We start from the raw sequence: 15634 nt of genomic DNA, 5'->3' as shown, positions 1-15634 counted from the left end.
CACATTAGTCTTAGATAGTGACTGAGCTATCTGCAAAACCTGCCTTTTCGCTGTCCAGCACCGCCCAGAGCGGAGCAGCCAATTATCCTGGCCTTGATGATTGGCGTGACCTTCCCGTTTCCCAGCAGCCCAGCTGGCAGGACAAGGACGTTTTCGCCGCATCTGTCGGGGAACTTTCCGTGCTCCCGCCGCTGGTTTTCGCCGGCGAAGTAGACATTCTCCGTGAGCGGCTGGCGGCTGCGGCGGAGGGCAAAGCTTTCCTGCTGCAGGGTGGCGACTGCGCTGAGACCTTTGAAGCTGCAACGGCGGATAAGATCAGTGCCCGGGTCAAGACCATCCTCCAGATGGCCGTGGTGCTCACCTATGGTGCAGCGATGCCGGTCATCAAGATGGGCCGGATGGCCGGCCAGTTCGCCAAGCCCCGCTCCTCCAATGACGAGACCCGCGACGGCGTGACCCTGCCGGCGTACCGCGGCGACATCGTCAACGGCTACGAGTTCACCCCCGAGTCCCGTGGCCATGACGCCGCCCGGATGCTCAAGGCGTACCACACGTCCGCCTCCACGCTGAACCTCATCAGGGCCTTCACGCAGGGCGGCTTTGCCGATCTGCGCCTGGTGCACCACTGGAACAAGGGTTTCACCGAAAACCCTGCGCACGCCCGCTACGAGTCACTGGCCCGTGACATCGACCGCGCCATCAAGTTCATGGCCTCCTGCGGTGCTGATTTCGAGGCACTCAAGCGGGTGGAGTTTTTCGCCAGCCACGAGGCCCTGCTGCTGGACTACGAGCGTGCACTGACCCGCATCGATTCGCGGACCGGTTTCCCGTATGACACGTCTGCTCATTTCCTGTGGATCGGGGAGCGTACGCGGGAACTTGACCACGCGCACGTTGATTTCCTCTCACGCGTGCGGAACCCCATTGGCGTGAAGCTGGGCCCCTCGACAACTGGCGACGACGCCCTGCGCCTCATCGACAAGCTGGACCCCGAGCGGGAGCCGGGCAGGCTGACCTTTATCACGCGTATGGGCGCGGGCAATATCCGCGAGAAGCTTCCGGCCATCGTGGAGAAGGTGACTGCCTCCGGCGCCAAGGTTCTTTGGGTCACCGATCCGATGCACGGAAACACCGTCACCTCGCCCAACGGCTACAAGACCCGCAACTTCGACGACGTCATTGACGAAGTGCGCGGGTTCTTCGAAGTCCACCAGGCCCTGGGCACGGTTCCCGGTGGCCTCCACGTGGAGATGACCGGTGACGACGTCGCCGAATGCCTGGGCGGTGCCGACCCGGTGGACCAGGAAGCGTTCCTCGACAAGTACGAGTCGGTCTGCGATCCACGCCTGAACCACATGCAGTCCCTCGAAATGGCGTTCCTGGTGGCAGGGGCACTGGCCAAGCACTGACCGCCTGGCGCGGAGTCTCCCTTCCGCGGTGGTGTGGCAGGCGGCCCGCCGGCTACACCACCGTGAGGGTCACGACGGAGCCTTCAGGCACTTTCTTCTTCACCGGGTCCTGATCCCGTACCGTGCCGAAGAAGCCGCCGAGGATATTGTTCACCCGTACCTCGAAGCCCAACGCGCGCAGGGCTTCTTCGGCTTCTTTGGCTTGTTTACCGATGAAGCTGGGGACGTCCACGAGCTTGGGTCCGTCGGAAATGGTCAGCGTCACTGTCCCGCCCTTTGTCAGGGTGCCGGTCGCCGGCGATTGGGCGGCCACCGACCCCTTGGGCACCTTGGGATCGTTGACCTCGTCCTTCGCGACCTCAGCCTTGAGGCCGGCCGCCTCAAGGGCGTCGACGGCGGCGTTTTCCTCCAGTCCGACGACTGACGGAACGGGGATCGGCTGCGGCCCCTTGGAGACCAGAAGATTCACCGGTGTGCCGTGGCGCGCGGGAGTCGCGGCGGCCGGATCCTGGGCCATCACGACGCCAACTGCAACGGCGTCATCAAATTGTTCAGTGACGGTACCCAGCGCCATCTCGGCTTTGTTCAGGGCGTTTTTCGCGTCGTCCAGCGTTCCGCCGGTCAGTTTCGGGAGTTCAAACAGTTGCGGGCCCTTGGAAACAAACAGGGACACAGGCTGGAACTTCCTGGTCTCGGTGCCGGCGGTCGGGTCGGAGCCCACAACGAGTCCGGAGGGAACGGCGTCGTCGAAGACGTCGTTGGTGCGTGACTGGAATCCCGCCTCGCTTAGCAGTTGTTGGGCCTGGGCCACTGACTTGTTGGCGACCGCCGGAATGGTGGCCGGTGACCCGGGACCCATGCCGAAGAACCAGCCGGCGCCCGTGGCAAGCAACGCGATGATGACCAGAACCACCACCCAGAGGACGCCGCGGCGCCGCGGGTTGCCTTCCCGCAGGCTCCGGACCGGGGTCGCCGCAGCCCGGGACCTTGCCTTCTCGTGCTCCTTGTCGAGCTTACGCTGGGCGCGTTTGCTGAGGGGTACCGCAGCCGGGGCCGCGTCCTGATCAGCGGGCCCGTAATGCGTTTGCGGCCTGTACTGCAGTTCCGGCCGGTACTGTTCGCCGGGCCGGTAGTCGGCGTCGGGCGGATACAGGGCATGCGGAGCATGCGGTGGGTGCTGTGGCTGCGGCCGGGAGAAGGACGACATCACTGCTGTTGGGTTGTTAGTGCGGGCGATGATCTCGGTAGGGTTCTGCTGCCCTCCCGGGGTCGCTGCAGGCGCAATGAGGTCCAGTTCGGTGTCCGTGAGGTTGGTCCGGATGTGGCGCAGTTCCTGCAGCAGGGCGTTGCCGTCCACCGGGCGGTTCTCGGGATCGTTTGCGGTGCACCACTGGACAAGTTCATCCACCTCGGTGGCAAGGCCAGGCACCAGGGCTGACGGCGGACCGACGGTTTCATTCACGTGCTTGTACGCAACCTGGATGGGGACCTCGCCGTCGTACGGCTGCTGGCCGGTCAGCATTTCATAGAGCATGATGCCCACGGAGTAGATATCGCTCCGGGTGTCAGCCTGCTTTCCCAGCACAAGCTCGGGGGAGAGGTAACCCACGGTACCGATCAGTGTCCCGGTGCTTGTGGACGTCGTTACCGCACGGGCCAGTCCGAAGTCGCCGATCTTGATACGGCCGTCGTCGGCGATCAGGACGTTCTCCGGTTTTACGTCCCGGTGGATCAGCCCCGCGGCGTGGGCGGCGCCGAGGCCCTGCACCACCGGATCAATCAGCGCAAGGGCCAGCCGGGGAGGCAGTGCGCCTTTGGACCTAATGACGTCCCGGAGGGTGTGGCCCTTGATGTGTTCCATCACCAGATAGGCCGTCTGGCCGTCGTTACCCTGGTCCAGGACGCCCACTACATGGGCGTGGGACAGCTTCGCGGCGGCCTTTGCCTCGCGGCCCAGCCGGTCCAGGAACGTCTCGTCGGTGGCGAGATGGGGATGGAGGACCTTGAGGGCAACATCGCGCTCAAGCCGGAGATCCGTGGCCAGATATACGGTGGACATGCCGCCACGCGCGAGTTTGGAGCGGACGGCGTAGCGGTTGTCCACCAGCGTTCCCACGAGACGGTCTGACACTTGTTCCTGCACCCTACGATCCTAATCCCGCATGGAAAAGGGTCCGAACCGACGTGCGGTCCGGACCCTTATCGTTATCCCTGGGCTGGTGGCTTAGCCGAAGTTCTGCTGGTGCGCCTTGATGGCAGCTACGTAAACCTTGGTGTCGTCGTACATGCCGTATTTGCTGACCGAGTACTGGCCCTGGTAGTACCCGGCAATTGCTGTGTCCTGGTCCTTGCTGGTGGCGATAAGCCGCTTGATGATCGCCACGCCGGCCGTTGCGTTGTCGTAGGGGTCCAGCAGGTTCAGCTTCCGCCCTACGAGGTCTGAGGCCCACTGCCCGGAGGACGGGATGACCTGCATGGTGCCGATCGCGTTGGCCGGTGACACCGCACGCTGGTCAAAGCCTGACTCCTGGTGCGCGAAGGCCAGTGCCAGTGAGGGGTCCACTCCCATTTGGCGGGCCGTGTCGGCCACAATTGCGCGCATTTCGGCCCGGGACGGGACGGGAGAGGCGTTCAGCAGGGCCTTGTTCTCGTTGGCAGAGCTCACAACTACCGCGGGGTAGGTAAAGCCCAGGAAAGTGCCCGGGACGAGCGGCGCGGCGGGGGCCGCGGGGGCTGCCGGGGCCCCCGGGGTGGTCGGGGTGGAGGAAGCGGGCTGAATGGAGGCGCCAGGAATGACCAGCTTGTTGCCGGGGTAGATGACAGTAGTCATGCTCAGCTGGTTGGCGGCCAGGATGTCCGAGAGCTTCACGCCGTGCCTGGAGGCGATCGCTGACAGGGTGTCGCCGGCCTTGATCGTGTATGAACCGCCGGGAGCGGGAGCGGGAGCGGGCGCCGCAGGAGCGGGGGCGGGAGCCGCCGGTGCCGCGGGAGCGGACGAAGGCTGGACGGCCGCAGCCGGGGCTGCGGGAGCACCTGCGCCGACGTTGATCTTCTGGCCCGGGTAGATGATGGAGCGCATGTTCAGGCCGTTCCAGCTGAAAACATCGGCCACGCTGACGTTGTACCGGGCCGCGATGGCGCCGAGCGTATCGCCGGCCTTTACCGTGTAGCTGCCTCCGGCGCTGGCCGGAGCGGCCGCGGCGGGGGCCGCCGGCGCCGGAGCTGGCGCAGCGGCGGAACCCGAGCCGGACAGTTTGATCTTCTGGCCGGGGTAAATGATGGTGTTCGGCTGGAGGTTATTGAGCTTGAGGACCTCGTAGGTGTTCAGTCCGAATTTGCCGGCAATTCCGCTGATCGTGTCGCCACGGGCGATGGTGTACTCCGCGGGTGCCGCCGGCTGCATGGGCTGGAAGGCAGCCGGAATAGTAATGGAAACAGAAGCCGCCGGGATCAGGGCAGTTTTTGCTTCGGCGGCCTGGGCCTTCATCGCGGCGGCAAGGGTTGCCGGGATGGCGCGGGCAGGTGCCTCTGCGGCAGCAGGCTGGGCGAGGGCCAACGACGACAAGACAACCGCAGGAAGCGCCGCTGTGGTGACAGCAATCATGGGCAGGCTCTGCCTGGGGGGCAGCTTTGGCGAGCGGGACGTCGTCATGGAAAGAATCCTCTTCTTCAACTGCCGGGGACGGGAGATGCTATGTGACTATTGATACTAGTGTTACTTAAGTTATTGCTGTTACAAATGTGATCTATGTGAATCTCTCACGAAATTTCGCATAGCACAAGAATTCCGCCGCATGCGGCATAAAGAGTTTTGTGGAGTGTCGTGTGATTCACGGCAATGGCCGCCATTGCCGACTAGGCGGCAGGGCTCCGGCCGTGGCAATCTTGATCCGTGAGTAACGTAGAAAGCCTTGTGGGCGAGTGGCTGCCCCTGCCGGATGTCGCGCAGTTGTTGGACGTTTCGATTACGAGAGTCCACGGCCTTATTGATGAACGCGCGCTGGCGGCCCTGCGGGTCGGGGAACGGCGGATACGCTCAGTTCCAGCCGCGTTTTTCCTGAACGGCCAGGTTGTTGACAGCCTTAAGGGGACCATTGTGGTCCTGGCGGACGCCGGCTATTCCGACGAGGACCTGATCGTCTGGCTGTTTACCCCCGACGAGTCGCTCCGCGGCCGGCCGATTGATGCCTTGCGGGAAGGCCGCAAGACGGAAATCAGGCGCCGGGCCCAGACCCTGGCCTGGTAAGCCACGCAAAGGGCCCGGACAACGCCGGGCCCTCGGGGGTGGCCAAGACCAGCGCCAACGTCAGGACGCGCGGCTGACCGTGGCTTCCGCCAATTTACGCAGTGCAGTCTTGGGCAGTTCGTCCAGCGGCAGCTGTTCCAGCGCGTCATACGCCGCGGCGCCGAATTCGGTGATCAGCACTTCAGTCGCCTGAAGCGCCCCCGACTCTTCGATGATCCGGCGGATCTCGGCCACATCGGCGTCGCCCAGGTCAGGGCTGCCCAGCTTCGCATCGATAAATGCCGATTCTGCGGTTGATGCCTGGCCGAGTGCGAGGGCAATGAGTACGGTCCGCTTGCCTTCGCGGAGATCGTCACCTGCCGGCTTGCCTGTAGTGACAGGGTCCCCAAAGACGCCCAGGACGTCGTCGCGCAGTTGGAACGCCTCGCCCAGCGGCAGCGCGAAGGCCGAGTAGCCCCGGAGCAACTCGTCCGGAGCGCCTGCCAGGGCGCCGCCAAGCGCCAGCGGGTGCTCAGTGGAATATTTGGCGGACTTGAACCTGATGATGGACTGTGCCCTTGTCACTGCTCCGGCCCGGTCCCGGACAGGACCGGCCACTTCCTCCAGGATGTCAAGGTACTGCCCCGCCATGACCTCGGCACGCATGAGGTTGAAGATCAGCCGCGCCCGGCTGCCCGCGCCCGCCTGTTCGCCGATGTCCGTGAAGGCCTCCTCGCTGAAGGAGAGGCACAGATCCCCGGTCAGGATCGCGGCTGCATGCCCAAACCGCTCGCTGTCCAGCGCCCAGCCTTGCGCTTGGTGCAGCTGGCTGAAGCGGCGATGCACGCTGGGCCCGCCGCGCCGCGTGTCCGAGCGGTCAATGATGTCGTCGTGGATCAGGGCAGCTGCCTGGAAAAGCTCCAGGGCCGATCCCGCCGTCACGATTTCCTCGGCCTCCTGCTCGCCGCCCGCGCCGCGCCACCCCCAGTAACACATAAGGGCACGGAGCCGTTTTCCGCCGGTCACCAGGTTGGAAATGGAACCCATAATGGGATCGATATCGGGTGAAATGGCGGCCATGAGCGATTGCCGTGTGGTGAGGAAGTCTGTCAGCTCACCGGCAACAGCTGCAACGAATGCAGTCTGCTCAATCCTCAACTGCTCCGAAACGCTCACTTGGCTGACTCAGCAGCCACGTTGGCGCCGATGGTGAACGTGGAGACACCGGCCGCTTCGACGGCGGCGATGTTGACCGTCTCGGAGTCGTTCCGGACGAAGTCCTTGGAAGCGACGGCGCCCACAGCGTCGCCGGGGACGGCTTTGAATCCCTGCGCCTCCAGGTGCTTTGTGTAGAAATCCACGACGGCGGCAGTCGGGGCGTTGATGCTGGCCACGAGTGCCGCCGTGGCGGGCGATGACGTCTTGTCAAAGCTGCTCGAAATCACCGTGGCGCCGGGCATCAGGGGGAGCAGCGCTTCCGGGAACCCTGCCACGATTGTCCCAACGGTGGCGGAAGTCCCCGGCGACGCCGTCGGGCTGGCGGACGCGGTGATGCTGGCGCTGCCGGATGCTGGTGAGGATGCAACTGAGGGGGAAGATGTCACTCCGGGCTCCGCGGGGCTGCAGGCAGCAAGGGCCAGCATTGCGCCCGCGGCAAGAGCCGCTAATCCTGTTGGCTTAAGACTTCTCATGACGGTCACAGGGACTGTCCTCCTGGTGTTGATGCCGGATTCAGCCTCCAGTTTAGTCAGTACCAACCGATACAATTGCCGGTGTGGGGCCTGAGCGGAACAACCAGTACACCGAAGCGGGTCTTCGTGAGCTCCGGCGTAACTGCATCATGCACGTGGACATGGATGCATTCTTCGTCGCAGTGGAGCTTCGCACCCGGCCGGAACTCCGGGGCAAACCGGTGATCGTAGGATTTCCTGCGGACCGCTCAGTGGTCCTCTCGGCGTCGTATGAAGCCCGTGCGTTCGGAGTGAAGTCCGCCATGCCCATGGTGGTCGCAGCCAGGATGTGCCCCAAGGCAGTCATCATTGAACCGCGCCACAAGCTGTACTACGAGGTTTCCGCCCAGCTGATGGAAATCTTCGAGTCCATCACCGATCTGGTGGAGCCGCTGAGTGTCGACGAAGCCTTCCTGGACGTCGGCGGCGCCATCCGGCGGTTGGGACCCCCGCGCGAAATAGGTGAACTGATCCGACGCCGGGTGGCCGCCGAACTGGGCATTACAGCCTCCGTGGGCATAGCCGCCAGTAAGTTCGTAGCCAAAATTGCTTCCACGCGTTGCAAACCTGACGGGCTGTTGCTGATTGGACCCGAGGAGACGGTGCCCTACCTCCACAGTCTGCCCGTCGGGGCGTTGTGGGGCATAGGCGCCAAGACCACGGACGTCCTTGCCCGGATGGGCATCAGGACCGTGGCGGACGTGGCTGCCACGCCGGTGTCCTCCCTTAAGAAAATGCTGGGTGCCACCGGTGAACACGTCTACCGGCTGTCGTGGGGGATCGATCCGCGGCCCGTGACCCCCGTGAGGCTGGAGAAGAGCATCGGGGCCGAAGAGACCTTCGCCGTGGACACCGGCGATGACGCCCTGATCGCCCGGGAGCTGCTGCGGCTTTCCCACCGGACGGCAGGACGGCTGCGGAGTTCGGGGATGGTGGCAAGAACGGTGGCATTAAAACTCCGCTATGCCGATTTTTCCACCATCACCAGGAGCCGTACTGTCCACACACCCGTTGACAGCGCCCAACTGCTGTATGCCGTGGCCATCCAGCTCCTGGAATCATTGGGGAGTCGTCCCATGACCGTGCGGCTTGTTGGCATCCGGGCGGAGCAGCTCGAAGACACCGCCCACACGTCCCTCCAGCTGAGCTTTGACCGCCGGGATGACAACTGGCGGGCGGCAGAACAGGTGCTGGATGAGGTAAGTCGAAAGTTCGGCAGCAAATCTGTGCTCCCCGCCAGTTTGCTGGATTCCGGAAACGGGCCTTAGCAGGGCGCCGACAGGTTGCGTGCTTGGTTCAGGGAGGTGATGGCCGTCTTTCAGAACGGCCCCCGACAAACTATCCTTATATGTACATAGTTTTCAGTTATTGCCGGACTTCTTGGATATGCTGCAGTTCCAAGGCCCGCACGCCGGTGTTCGCATCCCGCCATCGTCGGCGGGGCGGGAACCTCCCGGGCATGCCGGTCGTTATTGGAGCAGTAGTACGGGATGGGACCAGCCCGGACGTTGGCCTACTTAAGGAGGTCGTGATGCCGCTCTCGGAGCACGAACAGAAGCTGCTGGAGCAGCTGGAGAAGCAGCTGCACGAGGACGATCCGAAATTCGCGAATTCCATGGGTTCGGATCCTGGACGAACGTGGTCCACCCGTCACATCGTGATTGGTGTCCTCTGCACCCTCGCGGGGATCGCCCTGCTCCTGGTCGGCGTGACGGTCCAGAACATCTTCGTCGGTGTCCTGGGCTTTGTGGTGATGGGCGGCGGTGTGTACTTCGCCACAATGCGCAACTCTGCCGGCGGCAAGCAGCGCTCCGCACCTGGCACAGGTAAATCCGGAAAGCCCCGGAGTTCATTTATGTCCAGTCTGGAAGAGCGCTGGGACGAGCGTCGCCGCGACGAATCCTAGAGCAGCGCCTGTAGGTCCGGTATCGCGGGCCTTCGCGCCGCACTGTCCTCCACTTCGCTCCCCTCGGTCAGGATGACCGCAGCCGAAGACCCGCCACGGCGGGTCTTCTGCTTTTAACCGCCTTCAACCGCCCGAACTCTCCCCAGGCAGGTCGCAGTAAGTGTCCTTTTGGACCATAACGACACGTACTGCTACCTGATTGCGGGAGCCGGGCGCCCGCTGAAACGCCGCCGGCGTCAGATGACGGTGCGACGGGGGCGTGTCACCGCCGTCGGGCACTTATGGTTCGAGCCGAAACGGCTACGGGACCCTCCACTTCCATCCACCTCCTACTCCCGCGCCATTTGGGGGACAAAGGTTTGAAAGGGGTGAATATTGGCCTGATTCGCGTTGACTGTGGTGGAAAGTGGAGTAATGTGGAGGGCATAAGAGGGTAGTTGCAACGCAGGGGATGTGCAGTTCCTGACGGCAGACAGGCGGTGGGCCAGTGTTTCTGGGCACGCACTCGCCACGTCTGGACGAAAAGGGCCGAATTATCCTCCCCGCCAAGTTCCGCGAGGAACTTGCCAACGGACTTGTTCTCACCAGGGGACAGGAGCGTTGCATCTACGTCTTCAGTGAGCAGGAATTTGCACGTGTCCACGAGCAAATGCGGGAGGCGCCCATTTCCTCCAAGCAGGCCCGGGACTACATCCGCGTCTTTCTCTCTGGAGCCTCGGACGAGGTACCTGACAAGCAAGGGCGCGTAACCATTCCGGCCGCGCTCCGGGAGTACGCAGGCCTCGGCAGGGAACTGGCCGTCATCGGTGCAGGAACCCGCGCCGAGATCTGGGATGCCCAGGCCTGGAACGAGTACCTCGCGGAGAAGGAAACCGCCTTCTCCGAAACCGACGATGCCATTCCGGGGATTCTGTGATCACCTGAACGGCCCGGCGGAACCGCTTCTTGAACGAGATCTCCAGCCGCCCATCGGACAGTCAACCTGGCCTCACTTCCCCGGAGCCAGGCCGGCAGGATGATAGGCGCGGATGGGGATCTGGCTCAAGAAGCAGCACACCAACACCTACGGCAGGAAAGGACGAAGGCATGAACGATGACCCGAAGCCAACGTCCGAACGCCATGTGCCGGTCCTCAAGGACCGGTGCATTAATTTGTTGGCCCCCGGATTTGAAGCGGCCCGCCTCCGCGGCGAAACCCCCATCGCCATTGATGCGACGCTCGGCATGGGTGGCCACTCCGAAGCAATGCTGGAGCGTTTCCCTGACCTGCATCTGATCGGCATCGATCGTGACGAGGAAGCGCTGGCACTGGCAGGGGAGCGGCTCGCACCCTTCGCTTCCCGGACGGACCTGGTCCACGCCGTCTACGACGAAATCGCCGACGTCCTCGAGGACCTGGGCGTAGCCCACGTTCATGGCATCCTGATGGACCTGGGCGTGTCATCCCTGCAGCTGGACGAGCGTCAGCGTGGCTTCGCCTACTCTTTTGACGCTCCGCTGGACATGCGGATGGACACCAGCCGCGGGCAGACCGCGGCAGACGTGGTCAACAACTACAGCGAAGAGGACCTCGTCCGGATCATCCGGAAGTGGGGCGAGGAGAAGTTCGCTGGCCGGATCGCCAACAGGATTGTCGCGGCGAGGACTGTCAAGCCGTTCGCCACCACAGGGGAACTGGTGGAACAGATCCGCTCCGTGGTTCCGGCGGCAGCCGCCAAATCGGGCGGCCACCCTGCCAAGCGGACGTTCCAGGCACTACGCATCGAAGTGAATGAGGAACTGGACGTGCTGGAGCGCGCTGTTCCGGCAGCCGTGGCAGCAACGGCCCTGGGCGGACGCGTCGTGGTGATGTCGTACCACTCCCTCGAGGACAAAATCGTCAAATCCGTTTTCCAGGCTGGCTCCAAATCCTCCGCGCCGCTCGGATTTCCGGTGGAACTTGAGGAACACAAGGCCTTCCTCAAAACCCTGACCAAGGGCACCGAGGTACCCACCGCCGTCGAGATTGCAGAAAATCCGCGCGCAGCCTCTGCAAGGCTGCGGGCCGTAGAACGTATCAGAGCCAGGAGAGACGCATGAGCACTGCCGCCGTCAAGAACTTTCCGATCGTCTCCGGCAGCAGCGCCCCGGCGATCAGGACGCTTCCCTCTGGCGCCGGCCGCAGGGAACGCACACCCCTGTCGGTGGTGCGTTCCGCTCCGAAGAAGCGCCGCGCGCCGTTTGTGGTGATGTGTTTCGCCCTGCTCGCCGTTGCGCTCGTCGCCGTGCTGGTCCTGAACATCTCAGTCTCTACCTCCCAGTACCAGTTGGTGGAACTGAGGAGCAAACAGAGCACGCTGACCAAGCAGAACCAGGACCTGACACAGCAGGTCCAAAACTTCGAGGCTCCCCAGAACCTGGCAGCCAAGGCCTCAGACCTGGGAATGGTAGCTTCCACAGTCAAAGGCCAGATCGACCTCTCCACCCTTGCAGTCACGGGCAAGGCAACTCCGGCTGTGAAGGGTGGCGCGGCTGGATCCGTGATCCCTGCTCCAGCCATCGAAGGAGTGCTCACAGTGGTTCCCCCGGCAACGAAGTGGGAGCCGCTGACGAACCGTAAACCGGCTGCCGAGGAGCCGGCCCCTGCAGCGGCACCCGCCGCGGCGGCTGCACCTGCCGCTGCAGCACCACCGGCTAAGGCGCCCGCACCACCGGCACCTGCCGCGGAGCTCCACGGCGGTTCGGTTCCGGCACCCGAACAGAAGGTGCCCGGGTCTAACCGGTAGCCGCTGAGGGACAGCCAGTCAGGCACTAATACAGGCAACAAGGCGAGCAGCAAGGAAATCACGGTGGCGCAGAGGACCGGCAAGGCAAAAAGCGGCAAGGCCCCTAACGCCACCAAGCGACTGCGCCTCGGCCTGGGCATTATGCTGACGCTGCTGTTAGTGGTCGGCGGCAAGCTCTTCTTCGTCCAAGGGCTCGACGTCGGCGGGATGGCCGCCGCTGCGCTCGACTACCGGATGCGCGAGACTTCCCTCCCCGCCGAACGCGGCAGCATCCTGGACGCCAACGGGACGGTCCTGGCCAACAGTGTGATCCGCTACAACGTTGTGGTGGACCAGAGAGTCAACACCAAGACCGAAACATTCCCACGCTTTGACCAGGTGGATGGCAAGGACAAGGTGGTAGAGGTGACCCGGGAGCAGGGCCTGCGGGAGCTTGCCGCTGCCCTTGGCATGGACCTCGACGCCGTCCGCGAGGCAGTCACCGGCGAACAAGGTTATTACATCGTGGCGAAGGACCTGAAGCCGGACGTGGAGCTTAGGGTATCGGAACTCAGCATTCCTGGCGTCGACACGGTGGGCGTCAGCAAACGCGTATACCCCAACGGTTCCGTGGCCGGCGGCATTATCGGCTTCCTCCAGGACGGCAACACCGGCCAGGCGGGGATCGAGCAGACCCAGGATGGGCTGCTGCGCGGGAAGGACGGCAAGCGGCTCTTCGAGATCGGCGCTGACGGTCTGCGGATTCCTGTCGGCGTGGATGAACTGACACCGCCGGAGGACGGCAAGGACGTCAAGCTCACCCTCAACTCCGATCTCCAGTATTTCGCCCAGCAGGCCATTCAGAGCCAGTCGGACAAACAAGGCGCCGAGTGGGGCGTCATCACCGTGATGGACGCCAAGACCGGTGACATTGTCGCGATGGCGGACACTAACGCCCCGGATCCGAATGATCCTGGCCGGGTAGCGGCGAAGGACCGCGGCGTGCGCTCCGTGACTGCAGCGTACGAGCCCGGCTCGGTACAGAAGATGATCACGGCTGCCGCCCTGATTGAGGAAGGAAAATCCAGCCCCCTGGATACTTTCACTCTCGGACCGTCGTACACCGTGGACGGCCAGACCTTCACAGACGCCTTTACCCATGGCACCGAAGAGCGCACACTCGCCGGCATCCTGGGTTGGTCCATGAACACCGGCACCGTGGCGGCCGGCTCGCGGCTGACCAAGGAACAACGGTACGACTGGCTTAAGAAATTCGGCATCGGTGAAGCCCCGGACATCGGCTTGCCGTCTACGGCCTCCGGCATTCTCACCCCGGCGGACCAGTGGGACGGCCGCCAGGAATACACGGTGCTGTTCGGCCAGGGTGTGTCGCAGTCCACCTTGCAGACGGTCCGCGCCTTCCAGACGATCGCCAACAACGGTGTGATGCTCCAGCCGCGCCTGATTGATGCTTACATTTCACCTGACGGAACAGAGCAGAAGGTCGCCCCGCAGCCTTCCCGGCAGGTGGTCTCGGACGGCACCGCGCAGCAGGTCCAGGACATCCTGGAAAGCGCGGTGACCGAAGGCCAGATCAAGGACGCCGCGATCGACGGATACCGGGTGGGGGCAAAAACCGGAACCTCTGAATCGCCGTGCGACGACGGGAAGTCAGGGTTCTGCGGCTACACCGCTTCCATCGTGGGGATGGCACCGATGGATGATCCCCGGTTTATTGTTGAGGTTGTACTGCAGCGTCCCAAGGGCAATATCTACGGCATTACGCAGGGGCCGGTGTTCCGTTCGGTTATGAGCCAGGCGCTGCGCACCTATAACGTCCAGCCGTCCACGGGCGAACCTGCCAGGCTGCCGCAGTACGCCAAGTAGCATCAAGCCAGGCAGCAGTTCCCTTATCGCCCGCAGCGGAAGCAGTCTCCCGCGGGCATGATCCACTAGTACCACCATCGGAGATTCCCTTGTCAGAGCAGAACGCACCAGCCAGCAACGCGGGGCCGGCAGGGGAACCAGCCCCCGCGCGGTTCAGGCCTACGGCAGTTGCTGCGGTCCGCCTGGACACGATCGGCGACGCGATCGGTGTGCAGGTCCCGGGCAATTCCGCGGCCGTCAGCGTTACGGGGATTTCACTGAATTCGCGAACCGTGGAACAGGGCGATCTGTATGTGGCGTTGCCGGGGGCTTCCCGCCATGGCGCCGACTTTGTGCCGCAGGCGGTCGCCAGGGGAGCGGTGGCAGTCCTGACCGACGACGCCGGTGCACGCCTTCTCGCGTTGTCTGCGGACACCGCCGTGCCCGTCCTGGTGGTGGCAGGGCCGCGCAACGTGGTGGGGCCGCTGTCCGCCATGATCTACCAGAGCCAGCCCTCAGCCGGGCGGACGCCGCACTTGTATGGTGTGACGGGAACCAACGGCAAGACCACCACCACGTACTTCATCAACGCCCTGCTCCGTGCGCTCGGACAGCAGACCGGCCTGATCGGAACCATCGAAATCCTGGCCGGCGGGGAACCGGTTCCCAGCCTCCTGACCACACCTGAGTCACCGGATCTCCACGGCTTGCTCGCCCTCATGCGGGAACGCGGACTGGACGCCGCGTCCATGGAAGTCTCCTCCCACGCCGTTTCGTTCCAGCGGGTTGACGGCGTGCTCTTCGACGTTGCCGGCTTTACGAACCTGACGCAGGACCATCTGGACCTGCACGGAACCATGGAGGACTACTTCGCCACGAAGGCGGAACTGTTCACGCCGGGCCGTGCCCGCAGGGCTGTAGTGACGGTCGACGACGAATGGGGCCGCAGGCTTGCCGCCAGGGCGCGGATCCCGGTCACCACCCTCTCGATGACACCCGGCGGAGCCGCGGACTGGACCGTCACGGCTACCGCCGCGCGCGGGCTGGGAACCGACTTCAGCCTGCAGGGCCCCGACGGCGTCAACCTCACCGTCCACACCGGCCTGCCGGGCGCTTTCAATGTCGCCAACGCGGCGCTGGCCACGGTTATGGTCTTGGCCGGCGGAGTGGACGCCGCCACCGTGCAGGCCGCCCTGGACCACCATGACCCCTTCACCGTTGCCGTACCAGGACGCATGCAGCTCGTCTCCGAAGAACCGGCGGCCGTAGTGGACTTCGCCCACAACACTGATGCCCTGGCACGTGCACTGGAAGCGGTCAGATCACCGCTGCCCGGCTCCCGGGTGATCGTGGTTTTCGGAGCCACCGGACAGCGCGACCAAGGCAAGCGGCCCGCCATGGGAGCGGTCGCCGCAAAGCTGGCCGACATTGTCATCGTCACGGACGACGACCCCCACGATGAGGACCCTGCGGCCATCAGGGCAGATGTTCTGGCTGGCGCACGGTCAGCGCGCGAACAGGAATCGCCGGGGTGTGTCATCGAAGAGGTGTACCCCCGCGATGCCGCCATCCGACGGGCCGTTGAACTGGCCGGTCCGGGCGACACCATCCTGGTGGCCGGCCGCGGCCATGAGGTCTGGCAGGAAGTCAAGGGCGTCAATCTTGCGCTGGACGATCGCGTGGAACTGCGGAACGCCTTGACAGCCAGGGGATTCAACGTTCTCCGAGACGACCGGATAGAGTCCTAGACCGAG

General features: G+C 64.0%; 13 protein-coding genes. 9 read left to right on the top strand and 4 right to left on the bottom strand.

Annotated elements, in window-relative coordinates:
* Positions 1-17 precede the first annotated feature (17 nt).
* Positions 18-1409 carry a class II 3-deoxy-7-phosphoheptulonate synthase gene (locus tag AC50YA_RS03910; protein ID WP_494981046.1) on the top strand — a complete coding sequence of 464 codons (1392 nt, stop codon included), beginning with the start codon at positions 18-20 and terminating at the stop codon, positions 1407-1409.
* A gap of 52 nt (positions 1410-1461) precedes the next feature.
* Here AC50YA_RS03910 and pknB read toward each other — a convergent pair whose 3' ends face one another.
* The gene (gene pknB, locus AC50YA_RS03905; RefSeq protein WP_494981045.1) at positions 1462-3552 is read right to left on the bottom strand and encodes a Stk1 family PASTA domain-containing Ser/Thr kinase; all 2091 of its coding nucleotides are present in this window, start codon (positions 3550-3552) and stop codon (positions 1462-1464) included.
* Between the two features lie 81 nt (positions 3553-3633).
* Complete coding sequence (locus AC50YA_RS03900) at positions 3634-5061, bottom strand: lytic transglycosylase (protein WP_494981044.1); 1428 nt, start codon at positions 5059-5061, stop codon at positions 3634-3636.
* A 240-nt stretch (positions 5062-5301) separates the two neighbouring features.
* On the opposite strand from AC50YA_RS03900, the gene AC50YA_RS03895 reads away from it, so the two are divergent.
* Positions 5302-5655, top strand: a complete 354-nt coding sequence (locus tag AC50YA_RS03895) for an Rv2175c family DNA-binding protein (protein ID WP_494981043.1) — start codon at positions 5302-5304, stop codon at positions 5653-5655.
* Positions 5656-5715: 60 nt separating this feature from the next.
* Here the strand turns inward: AC50YA_RS03895 and AC50YA_RS03890 are convergent, their stop codons facing one another.
* Together AC50YA_RS03890 and AC50YA_RS03885 are read right to left on the bottom strand one after the other, a co-directional pair.
* Complete coding sequence (locus AC50YA_RS03890; RefSeq protein WP_494981042.1) at positions 5716-6810, bottom strand: polyprenyl synthetase family protein; 1095 nt, start codon at positions 6808-6810, stop codon at positions 5716-5718.
* On the bottom strand, positions 6807-7334 hold the full coding sequence (locus AC50YA_RS03885; RefSeq protein ID WP_494981041.1) for a hypothetical protein: 528 nt from the start codon (positions 7332-7334) through the stop codon (positions 6807-6809). The genes AC50YA_RS03890 and AC50YA_RS03885 overlap by 4 nt, the downstream gene beginning before the upstream one ends.
* 140 nt (positions 7335-7474) lie before the next feature.
* Here AC50YA_RS03885 and dinB point away from each other — a divergent pair, with 140 nt between their 5' ends.
* The 7 genes from dinB (at position 7475) to AC50YA_RS03850 (ending at position 15628) form a co-directional block, all read left to right on the top strand.
* Positions 7475-8632 carry a DNA polymerase IV gene (dinB, locus tag AC50YA_RS03880; RefSeq protein WP_494981093.1) on the top strand — a complete coding sequence of 386 codons (1158 nt, stop codon included), beginning with the start codon at positions 7475-7477 and terminating at the stop codon, positions 8630-8632.
* Positions 8633-8895: 263 nt separating this feature from the next.
* On the top strand, positions 8896-9270 hold the full coding sequence (locus tag AC50YA_RS03875) for an SCO2097 family morphological protein (protein ID WP_494981040.1): 375 nt from the start codon (positions 8896-8898) through the stop codon (positions 9268-9270).
* A gap of 487 nt (positions 9271-9757) precedes the next feature.
* Positions 9758-10186 carry a division/cell wall cluster transcriptional repressor MraZ gene (gene mraZ / locus AC50YA_RS03870; RefSeq protein ID WP_494981039.1) on the top strand — a complete coding sequence of 143 codons (429 nt, stop codon included), beginning with the start codon at positions 9758-9760 and terminating at the stop codon, positions 10184-10186.
* Between the two features lie 170 nt (positions 10187-10356).
* Complete coding sequence (rsmH, locus tag AC50YA_RS03865) at positions 10357-11349, top strand: 16S rRNA (cytosine(1402)-N(4))-methyltransferase RsmH (protein ID WP_494981038.1); 993 nt, start codon at positions 10357-10359, stop codon at positions 11347-11349.
* Complete coding sequence (gene ftsL / locus AC50YA_RS03860) at positions 11346-12035, top strand: cell division protein FtsL (RefSeq protein ID WP_494981037.1); 690 nt, start codon at positions 11346-11348, stop codon at positions 12033-12035. Before rsmH ends, ftsL begins: the two co-directional genes overlap by 4 nt.
* 63 nt (positions 12036-12098) lie before the next feature.
* Positions 12099-13901 carry a peptidoglycan D,D-transpeptidase FtsI family protein gene (locus AC50YA_RS03855; RefSeq protein WP_494981036.1) on the top strand — a complete coding sequence of 601 codons (1803 nt, stop codon included), beginning with the start codon at positions 12099-12101 and terminating at the stop codon, positions 13899-13901.
* Positions 13902-13990: 89 nt separating this feature from the next.
* Positions 13991-15628 carry a UDP-N-acetylmuramoyl-L-alanyl-D-glutamate--2,6-diaminopimelate ligase gene (locus tag AC50YA_RS03850; RefSeq protein ID WP_494981035.1) on the top strand — a complete coding sequence of 546 codons (1638 nt, stop codon included), beginning with the start codon at positions 13991-13993 and terminating at the stop codon, positions 15626-15628.
* Positions 15629-15634 lie beyond the last annotated feature (6 nt).

It is taken from the genome of Pseudarthrobacter sp. RHLT3-21, assembly GCF_059383495.1.
Note: the sequence above shows the minus strand (reverse complement) of the source record. Positions and strands in the feature narration are given on the sequence as shown.